This window comes from uncultured Porphyromonas sp. (assembly GCF_947254915.1).
GTDB lineage: Bacteria > Bacteroidota > Bacteroidia > Bacteroidales > Porphyromonadaceae > Porphyromonas.
Genome location: NZ_CAMYEZ010000029.1, coordinates 1 through 17,495 on the forward strand (window position 1 = coordinate 1; position 17,495 = coordinate 17,495).

The 17,495-nt window shown below is 52.6% G+C and carries 12 protein-coding genes; 10 read left to right on the forward strand and 2 right to left on the reverse strand.

Going from position 1 to position 17,495, the window contains the following annotated elements; genetic code table 11:
• Window positions 1–662: 662 nt before the first annotated feature.
• The 4 genes from Q0X57_RS03125 to Q0X57_RS03140 all read left to right on the forward strand — a co-directional run bounded on the left by Q0X57_RS03125 (window position 663) and on the right by Q0X57_RS03140 (window position 4,549).
• Complete coding sequence (locus tag Q0X57_RS03125; RefSeq protein ID WP_297727488.1) at window positions 663–1,682, forward strand: branched-chain amino acid aminotransferase; 1,020 nt, start codon at window positions 663–665, stop codon at window positions 1,680–1,682.
• Between the two features lie 154 nt (window positions 1,683–1,836).
• Complete coding sequence (locus Q0X57_RS03130) at window positions 1,837–2,337, forward strand: dCMP deaminase family protein (RefSeq protein ID WP_297727520.1); 501 nt, start codon at window positions 1,837–1,839, stop codon at window positions 2,335–2,337.
• 35 nt (window positions 2,338–2,372) lie between these two features.
• Window positions 2,373–3,968: a S41 family peptidase gene (locus Q0X57_RS03135; RefSeq protein WP_297727491.1), complete on the forward strand. Its 1,596-nt coding sequence runs from the start codon at window positions 2,373–2,375 to the stop codon at window positions 3,966–3,968.
• A complete protein-coding gene (locus tag Q0X57_RS03140; RefSeq protein ID WP_297727494.1) occupies window positions 3,965–4,549 on the forward strand; it encodes a 5-formyltetrahydrofolate cyclo-ligase in 585 nt (194 codons plus the stop codon). The genes Q0X57_RS03135 and Q0X57_RS03140 overlap by 4 nt, the downstream gene beginning before the upstream one ends.
• 201 nt (window positions 4,550–4,750) lie before the next feature.
• Here Q0X57_RS03140 and megL read toward each other — a convergent pair whose 3' ends face one another.
• Complete coding sequence (gene megL / locus Q0X57_RS03145; RefSeq protein WP_297727497.1) at window positions 4,751–5,953, reverse strand: methionine gamma-lyase; 1,203 nt, start codon at window positions 5,951–5,953, stop codon at window positions 4,751–4,753.
• A 721-nt stretch (window positions 5,954–6,674) separates the two neighbouring features.
• On the opposite strand from megL, the gene Q0X57_RS03150 reads away from it, so the two are divergent.
• Window positions 6,675–9,191: a T9SS type A sorting domain-containing protein gene (locus Q0X57_RS03150; protein ID WP_297727500.1), complete on the forward strand. Its 2,517-nt coding sequence runs from the start codon at window positions 6,675–6,677 to the stop codon at window positions 9,189–9,191.
• 14 nt (window positions 9,192–9,205) lie between these two features.
• On the forward strand, window positions 9,206–11,503 hold the full coding sequence (locus tag Q0X57_RS03155; protein ID WP_297727503.1) for a hypothetical protein: 2,298 nt from the start codon (window positions 9,206–9,208) through the stop codon (window positions 11,501–11,503).
• A 133-nt stretch (window positions 11,504–11,636) separates the two neighbouring features.
• Here Q0X57_RS03155 and Q0X57_RS03160 read toward each other — a convergent pair whose 3' ends face one another.
• Entirely contained in the window at window positions 11,637–12,269 is a 633-nt protein-coding gene (locus tag Q0X57_RS03160; RefSeq protein WP_297727506.1) for a MarC family protein, read from the reverse strand.
• A gap of 459 nt (window positions 12,270–12,728) precedes the next feature.
• Here Q0X57_RS03160 and Q0X57_RS03165 point away from each other — a divergent pair, with 459 nt between their 5' ends.
• The 4 genes from Q0X57_RS03165 to rlmD are packed head-to-tail and all read left to right on the forward strand — an operon-like array spanning window position 12,729 to window position 17,451.
• On the forward strand, window positions 12,729–13,817 hold the full coding sequence (locus Q0X57_RS03165) for a DHH family phosphoesterase (protein WP_297727509.1): 1,089 nt from the start codon (window positions 12,729–12,731) through the stop codon (window positions 13,815–13,817).
• 32 nt (window positions 13,818–13,849) lie between these two features.
• Window positions 13,850–14,524: a DUF4827 domain-containing protein gene (locus Q0X57_RS03170; protein ID WP_297727511.1), complete on the forward strand. Its 675-nt coding sequence runs from the start codon at window positions 13,850–13,852 to the stop codon at window positions 14,522–14,524.
• Between the two features lie 44 nt (window positions 14,525–14,568).
• On the forward strand, window positions 14,569–15,966 hold the full coding sequence (glmM, locus tag Q0X57_RS03175; RefSeq protein ID WP_297727515.1) for a phosphoglucosamine mutase: 1,398 nt from the start codon (window positions 14,569–14,571) through the stop codon (window positions 15,964–15,966).
• 3 nt (window positions 15,967–15,969) lie between these two features.
• Window positions 15,970–17,451, forward strand: a complete 1,482-nt coding sequence (gene rlmD, locus Q0X57_RS03180) for a 23S rRNA (uracil(1939)-C(5))-methyltransferase RlmD (protein ID WP_297727517.1) — start codon at window positions 15,970–15,972, stop codon at window positions 17,449–17,451.
• Window positions 17,452–17,495 lie beyond the last annotated feature (44 nt).

Here is a 17,495-nt window from a genome sequence, read left to right on the forward strand (position 1 = left end):
GAACTTTCATTCCTTTCTTCCGAAGTTTCATTTCATTCTTCCGAAGTTTTATTTCGCCCCTCAGTGGGGGATTTTTGTTTGCTCGCTGGAGATCTCCGATTTCCTCGGGAGGGATCGGCTAGAGAGACTACTGCACCTAGTGGGGCTGGTGGGGCTAGCGGCTCTTGTGGGGCTAGTCTCTAACTTCTGACTCCTAACTTCTACTAGGGCTGACGCATTATGTCTTGGAAGTACGCTTGACGACAACTCTGGGATATGCGACTTGAGCTTGACTGTGTAGCGCTATAGTTGCTGCTACATCTTCGCGACGTCCGATATCTTCCGAGGAATTTACCCAATAGCTCCGTAGAAAACGAAAGTTCTTCACGGAGGTGCGAAATGAAACTTCGGAAGAATGAAATGAAACTTCGGAAGAAAGGAATGAAAGTTCGGAAGAATTTTTCGTTTCCTCGCTAGATAATCTAGAATATCCACCGATGAATTTTCCAATTTTCTCCACCTCCCGATTTCTGTCGTAGAGAGGTAGATGCACTCGTCCGCTATAATGCGTCAGCCCTGTAACTTCTACCCTCGCTCCTCTCAATCCCAAATAAAATAGGTATCTTTGTGGACGAATCATTTACCACGGACTTTACCTAACAACTTTATTACCTATATATAGTATGAAGAATTTGGACTGGTCATCATTGGGGTTTGGTTACCTCAAGACCGATTACAATGTGCGCTGTTACTATCGTGATGGCAAGTGGGGTGAGCTAGAGGTCTCATCTGAGGAGACAGTCACGCTACACATGGGTGCTACCTGTCTGCACTATGGTCAGGAGGCTTTTGAGGGTCTCAAGGCTTACCGTGGTAAGGATGGTAAGATACGTCTCTTCCGTGTAGAGGAGAATGCTAAGCGTATGATCCGCTCGGCTGAGGGTGTCGTCATGGCTCCCGTACCTGAAGAGCTCTTCATTGAGGCTGTCAAGAAGGCTGTCAAGCTCAACGAGGACTTCGTACCTCCCTACGAGAGCGGTGCTTCGCTCTACATACGCCCACTCCTACTTGGTCTAGGCGCTCAGGTAGGTGTCAAGCCTGCTCCTGAGTATCTCTTTATCGTCTTCGTATCTCCCGTAGGTCCTTACTTCAAGGAGGGCTTTAAGCCTACACCTATGGCTATCATGCGTGGCTACGACCGTGCGGCTCCTTTGGGTACGGGTACGATCAAGGTGGGTGGTAACTATGCTGCTGGTATGGTACCGACTGTCCTAGCTCACGAGAAGGGCTACAGTGCTTGCCTCTTCCTCGATGCTAAGGAGAAGAAGTATATCGATGAGTGCGGTCCTGCTAACTTCTTCGGAATTAAGGACAACACGTACATCACGCCTGAGTCTACCTCTATCCTCCCCTCTATCACGAACAAGAGCTTGATGCAACTAGCTGAGGATCTCGGTCTGAAGGTGGAGCGTCGTCATGTACCTGAGGAGGAGCTGGCTACCTTTGAGGAGGCTGGCGCTTGTGGTACGGCTGCTGTCATCAGCCCGATACTACGTGTGGACGATCTCGATGAGCACAAGACTTATCAGATCTCTAAGGATGGTAAGCCTGGGCCTATCTGCGAGAAGCTCTACAACAAGCTCCGTGGCATCCAGTACGGAGACGAGCCTGATACACACGGCTGGGTAACCTTACTAGACTAATAGATAGGCTACTACTCTCGCAATGCGACTTACGCAAAGGCGTGCTCAGCATAGCTGCTGGGTACGCCTTTGTCTCATATGGGGCGAGGGTGTCGTTTGTGCCAAATAATCAGTACCTTTGTAGCGGTTTACACTATGGGTAAATCGCTACATGATGACAATCACACAAACTACTGACTCTGCTCCTGACTCGAAGCAGACAATCCTAGACCGCCGTTATCTGCGTATGGCTCGTATATGGGCTGAGAACTCCTACTGTCAGCGTCGACAAGTGGGCGCCCTCATCGTACACAATCAGATGATTATCTCGGATGGCTACAACGGTACGCCCTCGGGCTTTGAGAATGTGTGCGAAGATGACGAGGGCATCACGAAGCCTTACGTCCTCCACGCAGAGGCGAATGCAATCACCAAGGTAGCTGCCTCGGGCAACAACTGCACGGGGGCGACGATCTACATCACTGCCTCTCCTTGTCTAGAATGCGCTAAGCTGATCATCCAAAGTCGCATACGACGTGTGGTCTATGGCGAGCAGTACCGACTCACTGATGGCTTAGAGCTACTCAAGCGTGCGGGCATTGAGGTGGTCTACATACCGCTGGACTCTACTTCGTCAGCCACTATTCCGTCAGCCACGGAGTCCTCTACCCATTAGTATATGTGCCTATTCCTAGATAATAAGTGGTAGATATGCGTCGTCAGTATAAATATTTGCTTTGTGTTGTGGCGGGTGCGCTGGTTGGGGGCTTAGCTTTTTGGCTCATCTCTCGCTATCGGAGCTTCACGCAGGCAGACAAGTTCGACCAGGTACTTCAATTGATCGATAAGTATTACGTAGACTCCGTAGATATGGAGGAGCTACGCACTAACCTCTTGCCCTATCTGCTAGGCGCTCTGGATCCGCACTCTACTTACATACCTCCGCTGGAGTCAGAGCGTGAGGAGCAAAGACTGGAGGGACAGTTTGAGGGGATTGGGATCATCTACAACATCATCACCGACACGATTGTCATTGACCAGGTCTTCGCTGGCGGTCCCTCCGAGACGGCTGGTCTAGAGCCTGGCGACCGCATCTTATCGTGCGATGGTAAGAGCCTCCTCGGCGTACGCAACAACCAAGACACCATCACCTCTTCACTCAGAGGGCCTGTGGGATCTGTGGCGCACCTCTCGGTACTGCGTCGCAATACTCGCAGAGATGTGAGCGTAGTGCGTGGACCTGTGCCGATCCGGAGTATTGACGTGAGCTATATGCTGACACCCTCCATCGGGCTGATGCAGATCACCACTTGGGCTAGGACTACTTATGACGAGTTCATTCAGCATTGGGGTGCACTACAGCGGGCTGGGGCTAAAGCGCTAATACTAGACCTGAGAGACAATACGGGAGGCTATATGACCTCAGCGATAGCCGTCGCCAATGAGTTCCTTCAGGAGGGGCAATTGATCGTTTATACCGAGGGGCGCACGATGCCTCGTGAAGATGTCGTGGCAAATGGTGATGGCTTGCTCCAGCGCCTGCCACTCGTAGTGCTGGTCAATGAGAACAGTGCGTCAGCCTCCGAGATCTTTTCTGGAGCGATGCAGGATCACGACCGGGCGATGATCGTGGGACGACAGACCTACGGCAAGGGCTTGGTACAGCAGCCCTTTACCTTTGCGGATAAGTCCAGCGTACGTCTCACGGTGGCACGCTATTACACTCCTTCGGGGCGTAACATACAGCGTCCCTACGAGCAAGGTAGCCTCTCCTCCATTGAGGAGAGCCTTATGAGCGTCTCGGGGATCAAGCCTGTGGGCGACTATGCCGATACGCTCTCACTGACTAAGCTAAAGCAGCGGGAGTATCATAGTGACAAGGGGCGTCTTCTCTTCAGTGGCTACGGCATTATGCCCGACATCTTCGTGCCTCAAGACACAGCTATGATCAATGCTTACGCTGCTCGTCTGATTATGTCAGGCTTGATGCAGGAGTACGCTTTTTACTTTGTAGATCTAAATAGGGAGAGTCTCCGTGAGATGGGTTCCGTCCAGGAGCTTCTAGCGCTACTAGCTCGGGAGAAGTCTCTACTAAACGACCTCGCCACATACGCAGCCGAGCGAGGTATAGCACAGCGCCCACAGATGTTGCGCCAAGCCGCTCGGCGGTTGCAGCTACAGATGTATGCTTTGATAGCTAACCATCTCTTTGGCGCTACGGGCTTCTATCAGGTTATGACACAAGACGACCCGATGATCAGTAGCGCAGAGCAATATATAGAGGACAATTATCAGATGCGAAGATGAGTTGTGACAGAGTGAAAGAAGAGAAAAAAGCATTGCGCCGCGCCATACGTGCCAGGATGCGTAGTGAGTGGACCGAGGAGTACCGACAGACAGTCTCAGAGCGTGTCTGTGAGCAGATAGAGACCTTCCTGCCCTTCGTACGGAGCCACAGCATAGCTCTGTACTGTGCTATGGCAGACGAGGTAGACCTGACGACTATCCTAGAGCGCTATCAGGGTGAGAAGAGACTGCTCATCCCCCGTGTCGAGGGCGATGATATCAACTTCTACACCTATCAGTCTGACTCGCTCGTGACCAGCGAAGACTACCAAATCCTAGAGCCCACAGCAGCTGTTGAGGAGGCGGTAGATCCAGCAGAGATAGAGCTCATCCTTGTGCCTGGGCTAGCATTTGACCCGTATGGCGGACGTATGGGGCGTGGCAAGGGGTATTACGATCGCTTTTTCGCACGTTGTCCCCATGCACTCCGTGTAGCGGTCACCTCCTCGATGCAGATTGTTGAGCAGATCCCGCTAGAGCCTTGGGACGTCACGATGCACTACATCATATCTGATAGCAAAACTTACGAGGTGCGCGACTAATGTTGGCTGTTGGCTGTTAGCTGTTGGCTGTTAGCTGTTAGCCGTTGGCTATTAGCCTTAGTAGCTCTAGTACCTCTAGCCAACGGCCAACAGCTAACAGCTAACACAGCCAACGGCCAACAGCTAACAGCCAATAAAAGCTCCCCCCATCGCAGTAGATGCACTGTGGTGGGGGGAGCTTTTATTAGTACCTACTATATATTATAGGAGTGCGTCTAGACCACACTTAAGGTCTGCGATGATGTCCTCAACATTCTCCAGACCGATCGAGAGACGTACCATACCCTCTCCAATGTCAGAAGCAGCGCGCTCCTCAGGCGTGTAAGGCGAGTGCGTCATACTAGCTGGGTGCTCGATAAGCGTCTCAGCATCGCCGAGGCTCACGCAGAGTGTAGCTAGGTGCAGGCTATTCATCAGCTTGCGACCAGCTTCTAGACCACCCTTGAGCTCGAAGGCAATCATAGCACCCGGCAGGCGCATCTGCTTCTGAGCCAGCTCATACTGGGGGAAGCTCTTGAGACCTGGATAAGCGATTGATGCTATCGCAGGGTGCTTCTCCAGGAACTCAGCCACACGCTGTGCATTAGCGCAGTGACGCTCCATACGTATCTCCAGTGTCTTGATACCACGAGCGATCAGGTAAGCCTCAAACGGGCCAAGGACTGAACCCGTCATATCCTTGACAGCGAAGAGACGCACCTGGTCAATGTACTCCTTACGACCGACGACGAATCCCGCAATCACGTCACCGTGACCATTCAGATACTTCGTAGCCGAGTGTACGACCACGTCAGCACCGAGGTCTAGAGGACGCGTGATGAAAGGGGTGCAGTAAGTATTGTCCACCATCAGAACGGTTCCTTCCTGGCTGTGAGCTATCTTAGCCGCGCCTTCGATGTCCGTCAGGTACATGTTAGGATTAGCAGGCGTCTCGATGTAGACCAGCTTCGTATTGGGGCGCATAGCAGCCTTGATCTCATCTAGATTGCGAGCATCCACGAAGGTCACCTCCACACCAAAGCGTGAGAGCCCGTGCTCGAGGAATGAGTAAGTACAGCCGTAGAGCGTCTTACCAGCGACGATATGGTCACCAGCCTGTACTAGAGGGTAGATAGCAGAGGTGATAGCACCGATACCTGAGGAGGCGCTGACACAAGCCTCGCCACCCTCTAGAGAGGCGACCTTCTGCTCAGCAGCCGTGCAGGTAGGGTTCCCTAGACGGGTGTAAATGTATCCGTCCTCCTCGAGGGCAAAGCGTCTGCCACCCTGCTCCGCAGAGTCAAAGACGAAGGTAGAGGTCTGATAAATAGGCGTAGCCAGCGTACCGTGCTGATTATGCTCGCTACCAGCATGGATAGCTCGTGTAGCAAAGCCCATCTGCTGAAGTTCTTTTGGATCTATCATAAAGCTTTATCTAAAGGTTGTGATTATTCGGCACGAAGATACGAAAAAATAGCGCTCACGACTATATAGCCATCTAGTTAGAGATGAGCGGAGGGCTCCTCTAGTGGCACTAGGTGCAGGAGTGTCTCTAACCAATAGCTCCGTGAAAAACGACAAAACTCCACTGAGGAAAACAAAATTCCCCACCGAGGGGCGAAATAAAAGTTCGGAAGAATGAAATGAAACTTCGGAAGAATGAAATCAAAGTTCCGAAGATTTTTTCCGTTCCTCACTGGATAATCAACGATTTCTACCGAGGAATATCCGATTTCCCCTCTAGAGATCTGAGAGAGCTTGTCAATTACAGTGTGCTTACGAGCAGTCGCTCTACCGTTTAAGTGCTATATAGCGTCTCTGGGGCTATGCTATCGCTAGGCTCTCAGCTAGAGGAAAAACCAACACACCTAGGAGTGGAGCGACCTTTTCGTAAAAATAATTGCCCCCTTGTGACTATTCCACTATTTAACCACTATAAGTCGCTAGAGACGGCTATAGAAGCAGGAAAAATAGCGAAAGTATGCATCAAAACCTCACGTAAAGCCACTTATGTACCATATTAAGACTTTTGTGTACTAAGCAAATAATTACTACCTTTGTCTGCGATAGGCTCAGGCCTGTACCTTATCGATACTGTCCTGCGCTAGCTAATAGATATTTTCTTAACCAACAAACAACCAAAACAATGAATCACCGATTACTTATTGCCACGCTACTAGCTCTCCTTGGGATGGCTATTTACGCGCCACTACCAGCTCAGCAGCCTGGCGAGAGCAATCTCATCACGATCAAGCTCTCGGCGATGCCTACCGACGATGATGACCAGCCCACCACACTCCCACTAGCTGTGCAGGGAGAGGGTATAACCATTGAGGGAGTCGATGAGGCTTACGCTGCTGATCGCTCTTCTTACAAGCCTACAGCACTAGAGATCAAGATCCGTGGTGCTGTCAAGTCAATTCGCTGCGACTACGCCAACGTACTCTCGGCAATGGACATCACTAGCTCCAAGACGATCGAGCTGCTCAATGTCAAGAACAGTGGCATGACCGATCTACAGGTCAAGGGTGTCACCTCGCTCCAGGAGCTGATCTGTGCTCGCACCTCTATCTCTGCACTAGATCTGACAGGCTGCACGGGACTGACGAAGCTCGAGGCGAATTCCTGTATGAAGCTCACGAGCGTCACACTCACGGGCTGTACGGCTCTCGAGGAGATACAGCTACAAAACGGTGAAATCAAGGCGCTTGACCTCTCAGGCTTGACAAAGGTTAAGCGCCTTCAGCTAGAGCGTAACCCACTTGCGACACTCCAAGTGGCTGGACTGACCAAGCTTATGACGCTCAACGTAGAGGGGACCAAGCTCACAGCTCTATCTCTCTCCGACTGCACAGCTCTAGAGATGCTCACCGCCTCTCGCTGTGGCGATCTAGCTACCATTCAGCTCCCTAAGACGGACCAGCTCCAGTACCTCTACCTATCGGACTGCAAGCCACTACAGACGGTAGATCTGACGGGGCTTACGGGACTTAAGGAGGCTTACCTAGAGCGCAATAAGGCTCTTACCAAGGTGATCGTATCCGACTGTCCTAACCTCAAGCTACTCAGCCTATACCTCAGCGCTCTCCCTGCAGAGGCTACACTCGCAATCGTCAATGGACTTGCAGACCACAGCGCTAACTACGATGCTATGAAGCCTGCCTTCAAGATATACGCAAAGGGCGTTAAGTTTGACTACACAGAGGCAAACGTTTGGTCTCCCAAGGCTGCCAGCTTAGCTAGACGCAAGGGATGGACGCTCTACTCTAAGAATGACAACGACAACTCCATACCCAAACTACTCTACAGCGACTATGCCAAGGTCTCTATCGAAAAGACGGAGCATGGCAAGGTCGCTCTTGAGGGACTGGATGCCGAAGACTTAGCTCTCCTCCCCGTGGGGGAGACCTACAAGGTGGTCGCTACACCAGATGAGGGGTATCAGCTAGAGACCCTTAAGCTCAATGACGAGGATATACTTAAGGATATGCAGTTTGACCTAATGGCAGACGGCAAGGTCACAGCAACCTTTGCAAAGGGTAGCACATACCAGTACTACCTCACCAAAGTAGAGCCCTCTAAGCCTCACCCTGATCTCTGCACGTATACCTATGAATACGATGATAACAAGCAATGGATAAGCCGTACCGAGACCAAGGCTGATGGCTCTATCTCTCAGCACAACAGCATTAGCTACGACGACAAAGGTCGTATCTCCGACATCGCCACGACTATCTCCACAGACTACGATGGAGACGGCAAGCCCAGCATGTTTGCGCACTTCACATACGATGACCAGGGTCATATGACTGGACGTCAGATGAAGCTATACGATAAACTAATGGCTAACTACAAGATACTCTATCGCCCAGACGGTCAGGTAGACTACTGGGTAGACGAGACGGCTCAGGTGATGTCTGAGTACATCTACAATGATAAGGGGCAGCTCATCGAGGAGCAATTTGGTAGGCCTGACCTCTCACAAGATCGTCCTACAATCACCACCGTGTCGGGCAAAACCTTCTATACTTACAACGAGAAGGGACAAAAGAGCGAGGTGAAGAGCTCTGCTGCTCAGTTTAAGTGGAGGTACTTCAAGGGAGAGACCTACAAGTGGGACAACGACGGACTCCTAACGACCTACGGAGCAATGAACTACGAGTACAAGGAGGGTGAGAAGGATGCCGACAAGGGTGTCGCTAAGCCTGTCTATGAGTTGCGCTTTCAGTATGCCTCAGAGCAGACGGCAAAGGTCTTTTGGCCTAAGCGACCCTTTACAGAGGGCGGAGGTACGCTCGCTGAGTTCCTCTACGAGCTTACAGGGAACTGCCAGAAGGCTGAGTACTGGAGCCTAAGTGATGGTAAGGAAAAGCACTTCTTGGACTTCGTCTACACCTTTGAGGCTTCACCACGTCACATCCAGGAGCTAGTCGACAGAGGCACCACAACGGTACAGTATGCCTACGGCACGATCACCGCTGAGGGCGCATCCCTAGAGGGCCTACAGATATACGACACCACAGGTCAGCTACTCCGTGACTACCGCACGGCACCTTGCCAGCGCATAGACATGGGCGTCAGCGAACTACCCGACGGTCTATACATCGTTCGCACGATCTCCTCTGACAGTACACAGACGGACAAGGTGGTTATAACACAATAAGCAAGCAAAGACCTATGCTTCACTCTATCATAAGGCGAGGACTCATGACTATGCTCATGGGCCTCGCCCTATGCTCTCTTCAGAGCTACGCAGCTTCTCGTATCCTATTCACTACGGCTCTGCCAGTAGGATCGACGATCACACTCACCCTCTCCGCAGATGGTGCAGTAATGGCTCAAGGCCTAGCAGGATCCATCCTCGCTGATGGCAAGGCACACGCTTATACCATTGAGAGTGCTGAGGTGAAGCTCTCAGGAGCCATCACGGCTATCACGCTTTCGCACCAAAAGCTCTCTGCACTTGACATACGACAGGCCAAAGAGCTCACCGAGCTACGTTGTGTGGACAACAACCTCACGGAGCTAAACCTTTCCTTTGCCAAAGGACTCCAGCGTCTAGACTGCACTTTCAATCAGCTAGAGCAACTCAACATACCCAAAGCTTCTGCCCTCAAGGAGCTACGCCTCAAGGGCAACTACGTCAAGAGCCTTGACCTGGACCAGTGCCCTGACCTAGAGATCCTCGACTATGCGGACAACTACTACCCCGCCTTTATAAACCTAAGTAAGTGTCCTAAACTACAACAGCTAGATCTCGCAAAGAATCAGTTTCGCTCTCTAGATCTATCCCACAATGGAGCTCTGCGCTCACTCTCTTGTGGAGAAAACGAGATCTCCTCTCTAGACTTAGCGCATCTCTCCTCACTGGAGCGCCTCTCCGTAGCTAACTGCTCTAACCTAAGCAAGCTAACCCTCGGAGAGCATCCCAAGCTACGTTACTTAGACCTCTACGGCACAGGTGTAAGGAGTTTAGACTTCTCTAAGTTTCCACTTCTTGAGGAGCTCTCCTGCGCTTATGGACAGCTCGCCTCGCTAGACCTCTCTCACAATCAGAACCTCCGCATCCTCAGCTGTGCCAAGAACCCCTTCGCTGGGCTAGACGTATCGCACTGCCCACTCCTCGAGGAGCTCAGCTGTGGCGACCTGCAGATCAAGTCTATCGACCTAAGTCACAACCCTAAACTCGTATCACTACGGATAGGGCATAACAACCTCTCGCAGATAGACCTCTCTGCTCAGAAGGAGCTCAAGACGCTACACCTCTTCTACAATAACATCAGCAAGCTCGATCTCTCTGCGCAGACGCATCTAGAGGAGCTACTCTGCAACGACAACCAGCTCTCCTCCATAACCCTGCCAGCTAGCGCACCGCTTCGCCAATTGGACATCTACGACAATCAGATCAAGGAGTCACAGATGGCGCAGATCATTGCCCAGCTGCCCAATCGCACGGGGCAGACGAGAGGACTCTTTAAGGTTGTGAACTCGCCCAGCACCCTTGAGGGCAATGTCTGTACCAAGGCTCTTGTGGAGCAAGCTCTCGGTAAGTATTGGCGCGTCGTCGACTATGCTGACTTTGCCGACAGTGGCAATGGCCTAGACTACAGAGGATCCGATGCCCCCGAGATGGGCGAGAGCGTAGTCAAGCTCACCTTTGACAAGGCGGGTAGCACCGTACAGCTCACCGTCAGCGGACTAGGACTGCTTGAGTCCACAGGTACCACCAAGCCTATTACCAATGTGAAGGATCCCATCACCTATACCCTCGAAGGCAACGAGCTTACCATCCATGGAGATGTCTACAAGCTCGTCGTCAGTGGAGCCACCATTCGGTCCGTAGAGCTAACCAAGGCGACCTACCTCCGCGAGCTTGAGCTACACGACTACCAGCCTACGACCATCACACTCGCAGATCTACCCAATCTCGTGTCGCTCCGACTGCACGACAATCAGCTCACCTCCATTCAGCTCAGTGGTACGCCACTGCTTAACTACATCTCTTGCTACGGCAACAAGCTAACCGTCAAGGCGGGCAAAGACGTTATTGCCAGCTTACCCAAGCGCCTTGAAGCGGAACGAGCTACGATCCTCTGGCTCAACAGCAAGGGCGCAGGTGCTGACAACGCTTTTGCCAAGGAGCTACAACTCCTAGCACAGGCTAAGGGGTGGACGATGAGTGACTATCTAGACGGGAGCAAAGGAGACACAGGAGCTCCCATTGAGATCCCCACCTTCATTCATCCCATCGTACCAGTGGCTACACACGCTGTGCAGATTCGTCTCACAGCTGACGCGCTACAGATTAGCGCAGCGCCTCACACCTCTATTGCACTGTACGATCTGTCGGGACAGCTACAGCTACAGACGGAGACCGATGCCGAGGGGCTACGTGAGCTCCCACTCACCGCTTGCCCAGCAGGTCTATACATCCTAGCCACTCCCTCAGAGGCGGTCAAGGTGCTCATACCGTAGACATGGACATTGAGGATTATGGTGCAAGCCATAGCCTCAGTTTAGGGGAACGAAGACTGCTCGCCGCAGTCTCCAAGAAGTAGAGGCTCCTCCTTGGTGGAAGAGCCTCTACGCTATTCTATGTTAAGAGCTTTTACTTGCCAAAGAATGGCTCGAGGATGATCATCAGGTTCTGCATAAAGAATCTCACCGAGATGGCTAGGAGGATCACTCCGAAGAACTTACGCAGGATGTAGATACCCCCCTTGCCCAGCCAGCGCTCTAGGAGCGACACGGTGCGGAGCATCAGGTAGATGCAGACCACGTTAAGGATGATCGCGACAAAGAGAGTTGAGTTTGCCGTGCCCGAGGAGCGCATCGTCAGGATCGCCGTAAAGGAGGCTGCACCTGCAAAGAGCGGGAAGACAAGTGGCACGATGTCCGCATTGCCCGAGGGGTCATCATCCTGAAAGACCTGTATACCGAAGATCATCTCAACAGCTAGGACGAAGAGGACGATCGAACCCGCCACAGCAAAGGAGGAGACATCCACCCCGAAGAAGCTGAGCAGCGGCTCACCTATGAATAGGAATGCCATAAACATAATGGCCGATATGATGGCCACCTTGCTAGGGTGAAAGACTTTGCCCTTTTCCTTAAGGCTCAGTGCGATCGGGATGGCTCCGATGATGTCGATAGAGACAAAGAGGATCATAAAGGTCGCAAAGAAGCTCGGCAGGGTGAAGTGCTCGAAGTCAGCTAAGATACTATTCCAAAAATTTTCCATAGTCAGTGTTCGTTAAAAAGCGGTGTGTAGGGGGACGCTTTCGTCTGCAAAGGTAATAAATAGCGCTACAAGCATCAAGCAGAGGCGCCCCGAACCTCAGGGCTAAGGCATCGGACAGGATGAGGTCATCGCACATCTCTATGAAGATCGCCGAAAGATGGAGAAAATTGAACAATTCCTCGGTGCAGATTTTTGTTTTTTCAGCGAGGGACGAGCAAATTCTTCCGAACTTTCATTTCATTCTTCCGAAGTTTTATTTCATTCTTCCGAAGTTTTATTTCGCCCCTCCGTGGAGACTTTTCATTTGCTCCGTGAAGATTTCTGATTTCCTCGGGACGGGAGTAGCTGTTAGCTGTCAACTGTCGGCTAGTGCTCCTAGAGCCTCTAATGCCACTAGAGGAATACAACCGCTAACCTCTAATTTCGTATCTTTGCGGATGTATACCTTCACAGATCACTATGTCGCAGCTGAGCAATAGACCTTTGTCAGAGACGCTGGAGCTTACTTCTCTAGGAGATGTAGGCGAGCGTCGTGTTGTCATCGTGGGGCACAAATCGCCTGACGGAGACTGCATAGGCAGTGCCTTGGGGCTGCGTAGCTACCTGCTGGCACGGGGCGCTGACGAGGTCTCTATCCTAGTAGTGGGGCGTATGCCGGACAATCTGCTTTGGCTCCCAGGGGCTGAGACGGTACATCAGCTCTCGGCGCAGAGCGACTTAGAGCCGATACGTCAGATATTGGCTCAGGCTAGGCTACTGCTTCTAGTTGACTTCAACCATCTAGGGCGCATCGGTAACCCGCTCGAGGGTCTGGTCGCTGAGATTGTAGGCAAGTCCGAGGTGCGCTCCGTGATGATAGACCATCATCCAGAGCCCGAGATAGGGCTGGTCAATGAGATGTATAGCGACACCTCGGCGTGTGCCACTGGCTTTCTCATAGCAGAGCTACTTGGAGGCGGTGCGTCGAGAGAGCTAGAACTCTATGGCGGTGCCGATATGGCGACCTGCCTGCTCGCTGCAACCTACACGGATACGGGTCTCCTGCGGCATGGGCATATTACGCCGACGCTCTTTAGGACGATCGCTCACCTCCTAGAGGTCGGCGCGAGACATGAGGAGATCGTGCTACGGATCTTCAAGAGCGACAAGCTGAGCCGACAGCGGCTCCTCGGCTATATCATCAACGAGCGCACGACCTACGACCTAGATCTAGGGGTGGCGGTCTTTACGCTCAGACAGGAGGACTTTGATCGCTTTGGCATAGAGCCAGGAGATACAGAGGGCTTGGTCAATGTGCCCCTTGATGTGGCGGGTATACGAGCTGTCGCCTTCCTTCGCGAGCAGCGAGACCCCGACGAGCCGGTTAAGATATCCCTTCGCTCGCAGGGCAACTTGCCAGTCAATGAGGTGGCGAGCAAGATCTTCGGCGGAGGCGGACATCTAAACGCTGCGGGTGCTGAGTATCAGGGCACACTATCGGATGCGCTAGCTCTCGTGTGGGAGGGATTGCGCCAGCTTGTGCGGGATTACCCAGAGATTAGATGTTAGAAGTTAGACAATAGAGATTAGACAATAGAAATATGAAAGCAACAAACCATACCTTTACTACCCTTGTAACGCTTGTTATGATGCTCCTCTTGGGTCAGGGTGTCCTAACTAGCTGTCGAGACAGGCAGCATATCAAATCACTCTCAGAGATGCTACGTGACGAGGAGAAGATGATCAAGGGCTTCATCCAAGAGCAACAGATGAATGTACAAGAGGGGTCGGAGGATCAGCGCACGTTTGATCCAGCAGTGTGGTACAAGTTTCCCAACGGAGTCTATATGCAGGTGCTCAATAAGGGAACCGATCTAGCTAAGCCTGACCGCACACGTGTTATGCTCCGAATGAAAGGGCGCTTTATCGCACCAGACTACAATAAGTCCTTTGACAATCTGTCTAAAGGCTACCAGCAGTCTACAGAGTTTATCTACATTAACTCCCGTGACCGCAGTGGCTCTATCCACTATAAGTTGATCCAAGAGCAGTTTGGTCACTCCGTTGACGGACTAATGTGCGAAGGCATCGCCTATCCGCTCACATTGGTGGGCAATGGCGCCAAGGTACGTCTGCTCATTCCCTTCCTCCTCGGACCAAACATAGCGTACAATGCGGGTGCCCCAATGTATTGCGAGGAGGTCTGGTACCAGTTTGTCGATGAGACAAGCATCACTATTAATATTAATCTCGGTAGCAGCGATAACTTACGATAAGCTTAGCTACGCACTATTTGGACTTAATACTCTAAACGAATACTATGACGGTCATCAAATCAATCTCTGGAATACGCGGTACTGTCGGGGGCTCTCTGACGGACGGCTTCAACCCTCTGACGATAGCGCACTTTGTCGTGGGATATGCACAGCACATCAAGCTATACGAGTCTATCAGTAGACCAACTATTGTGGTAGGACGTGACGCTCGCCTATCGGGAGAGATGGTCGAGCAGGTGGTCATCGGCACGCTCCTCGGTATGGGTTGCGATGTAATCAACATCGGTCTAGCTACGACTCCGACCACTGAGATGGCTGTCCTAGGGCATCGTGCTGACGGTGGCATCATCATCACTGCTTCGCACAACCCAATCCAGTGGAATGCGCTCAAGTTCCTCGGGAGCGATGGCACTTTCCTCAATGTGGATCGTGGTAACGAGGTGCTGCGTCTCTCGGAGGATCACACGGTTCCCTTTGCTTCGGTCGAAGACTTGGGACAAGTCATCTCGACCGACTCCTATCTGCAGAAGCATATTGACGCAATCCTCGCACTGCCCGAGGTGGACGTGGAGGCTATCCGCAAAGCTGAGCTGACGGTCGCCTACGACCCGATCAATTCGGTCGGCGCTATCGCTCTGCCTCCGCTCTTTGAGGCGCTTGGTGTCAAGGAGTGGAGAGGAATCAACGACACGCCCGACGGAAAGTTTGCTCACAACCCCGAGCCACTGCCTAGTCACCTCGTGGATCTCTGCGAATTGGTGCGCATAGCACGTGCCGATGTGGGCTTTTCGGTAGATCCAGACGTGGACCGCCTAGCGATCATTGACGAGACGGGGCACCCCTTTGGCGAGGAGTACACACTGGTTGCTGTCGCTGACTACCTCCTCGGCTATCATGAGGGAGGAAATACGGTCTCTAATATGAGTTCGACACGCGCTCTGCGAGACATCACCGAGCGATATGGCGGGAGTTACGTCCCAGCTGCTGTCGGAGAGGTCAACGTAGTCAAGCGGATGCGAGAGACAGACGCACTCATCGGTGGCGAAGGCAACGGCGGCGTCATCTATCCTCGTCTGCATGCTGGACGCGATGCGCTCGTTGGCATTGCGCTCTTCCTTACCCACTTGGCAAAGAGTGGCGAGACGGTGAGCCAGCTACGGAAGCGCTATCCCAACTACGCCATGTGTAAGCGTCGTGTGGAGCTACCTGCGGGCACCAACGTGACAGCTCTCTTCGCCACTCTGGAGCGTGAGGTCGCTTCGCTGAAGCCCCTGACGGAGGATGGACTGAAGATTGACTTTGACAACTCATGGGTGCAGGTACGTCCCAGCAATACGGAGCCGATCGTCCGTGTCTACACGGAGGCTCCTACGGAAGAGGCTGCCTCTGCTCTCGCAGATCAGTACGTCTCGCTCGTGGAGCAACAGATCGCTCGCAAGTAGACTATGGCAAGAAAACGCAAAGAGCCGAGATATCTAGACGATGTACTCATCGAGCGGATGGGTGCCGAGGGACAATGCGTAGCACATGTCGAGGACAAGGTGCTCTTCGTCCCTTATGCAGCGCCAGGCGACCGCTGTCGCATACGTGTCGGTCGCTCCAAGCGAAGCTATATGCTGGGCACCATCGAGGAGCTCCTGGAGCCTTCGCCACTACGTGTGGAGCCTCGTTGCGAAGTCTTCGGAGCGTGTGGCGGGTGCAAGTGGCAACAGCTACCTTACGACGAGCAGCTCCGTGGTAAGGTGCAACAAGCCGCAGACGCGATGACGCGCATCGGACATATAGCCATTGAGCACACCGAGCCAATCGTAGGGTGTGAGGATCCGTGGCACTACCGCAACAAGGTCGAGTTTACCTTTAGCAAAAAGCGTTGGCTCACCGAGGAGGAGCTCAAAAGCCTTCCCGAGGAAGCGAGCGAACAAGAGCTTTGTGGGGTAGGCTTTCACAAGGCGGGAATGTTTGACAAGGTACTAGACCTGCATGGAGTGACCTGTCAGATAGCCGACCCGATAGCTTCGGAGATCCGAGACTATCTCAACGACTACTGCCTGGCGCGCTGGGAGGAGTACCCCTACTATGACCAGAGAGCGCACGAAGGCGTGATGCGAACGCTCCTAATCCGCACCACAACGCTGGGCGGGCTGATGGTTTTGATCGCCTTTGCCGAGGGAACGGAGGAGCTACGCGTGCAACTGCTAGAAGCGCTGCGTGAGCGCTTCCCCCAGATCACGTCGCTCTACTATATGGTCAATACGAAGTTTAACGACAGCCTCGCCGATCTCCCGGCGCAGCTCTACAGCGGTGCGCCATACATCGAGGAGAATATGCACGGTCTGCGCTATCGTATCGGCCCTAAGTCCTTCTACCAGACGAATAGTCGTCAGGCGGAGCGGCTCTATGAGAAGGTGCGTGAATACGCTCAGCTCACGGGCGATGAGGTGGTCTACGACCTCTACACAGGTGCTGGGACGATCGCCAACTACTTGGCGCAAAGCTGTCGCTCCGTCATCGGGATCGAGTATGTGCCAGAGGCTGTCGAGGATGCTTTTGTCAATAGAGATCAGAACGGGATCACGAACGCTACCTTCTACGCAGGCGATATGAAGGCGATCCTGACCGATGACTTCGTCGCAGCGCATGGTCGTCCTGATGTTCTGGTGACCGACCCGCCACGTGCAGGTATGGATGCGCCCGTCGTGGAGGTGATCCTGCGGGCGGCGCCACAGCGCATCGTCTATGTCAGTTGCAATCCAGCGACACAAGCACGAGACTTAGCGCTCCTCATGGCTGAGGGGCAGTACAGAGCCGTGAAGGCTTGCGCTGTTGACATGTTCCCCCATACGCATCACGTGGAGACGGTAGCTCTGTTGTCCAAACTAAATACAGAACATCATTTAGATATAGAAATAGGGGAAGATGAAGATTAATAATGAATGTTGTTGTGGATGCAAAACAGAAAAGCCGGATCAAA

Excerpts from the sequence above, each read along its gene's own strand:
- Q0X57_RS03125 (WP_297727488.1), top strand. The coding sequence starts at position 663 with ATGAAGAATTTGGACTGGTCATCATTGGGGTTTGGTTACCTCAAGACC.
- Q0X57_RS03155 (WP_297727503.1), top strand. The coding sequence starts at position 9,206 with ATGCTTCACTCTATCATAAGGCGAGGACTCATGACTATGCTCATGGGC.
- Q0X57_RS03135 (WP_297727491.1), top strand. The coding sequence starts at position 2,373 with ATGCGTCGTCAGTATAAATATTTGCTTTGTGTTGTGGCGGGTGCGCTG.
- Q0X57_RS03165 (WP_297727509.1), top strand. The coding sequence starts at position 12,729 with ATGTCGCAGCTGAGCAATAGACCTTTGTCAGAGACGCTGGAGCTTACT.
- Q0X57_RS03170 (WP_297727511.1), top strand. The coding sequence starts at position 13,850 with ATGAAAGCAACAAACCATACCTTTACTACCCTTGTAACGCTTGTTATG.
- Q0X57_RS03130 (WP_297727520.1), top strand. The coding sequence starts at position 1,837 with ATGACAATCACACAAACTACTGACTCTGCTCCTGACTCGAAGCAGACA.
- glmM (WP_297727515.1), top strand. The coding sequence starts at position 14,569 with ATGACGGTCATCAAATCAATCTCTGGAATACGCGGTACTGTCGGGGGC.
- Q0X57_RS03150 (WP_297727500.1), top strand. The coding sequence starts at position 6,675 with ATGAATCACCGATTACTTATTGCCACGCTACTAGCTCTCCTTGGGATG.
- rlmD (WP_297727517.1), top strand. The coding sequence starts at position 15,970 with ATGGCAAGAAAACGCAAAGAGCCGAGATATCTAGACGATGTACTCATC.
- megL (WP_297727497.1), bottom strand. The coding sequence starts at position 5,953 with ATGATAGATCCAAAAGAACTTCAGCAGATGGGCTTTGCTACACGAGCT.
- Q0X57_RS03160 (WP_297727506.1), bottom strand. The coding sequence starts at position 12,269 with ATGGAAAATTTTTGGAATAGTATCTTAGCTGACTTCGAGCACTTCACC.
- Q0X57_RS03140 (WP_297727494.1), top strand. The coding sequence starts at position 3,965 with ATGAGTTGTGACAGAGTGAAAGAAGAGAAAAAAGCATTGCGCCGCGCC.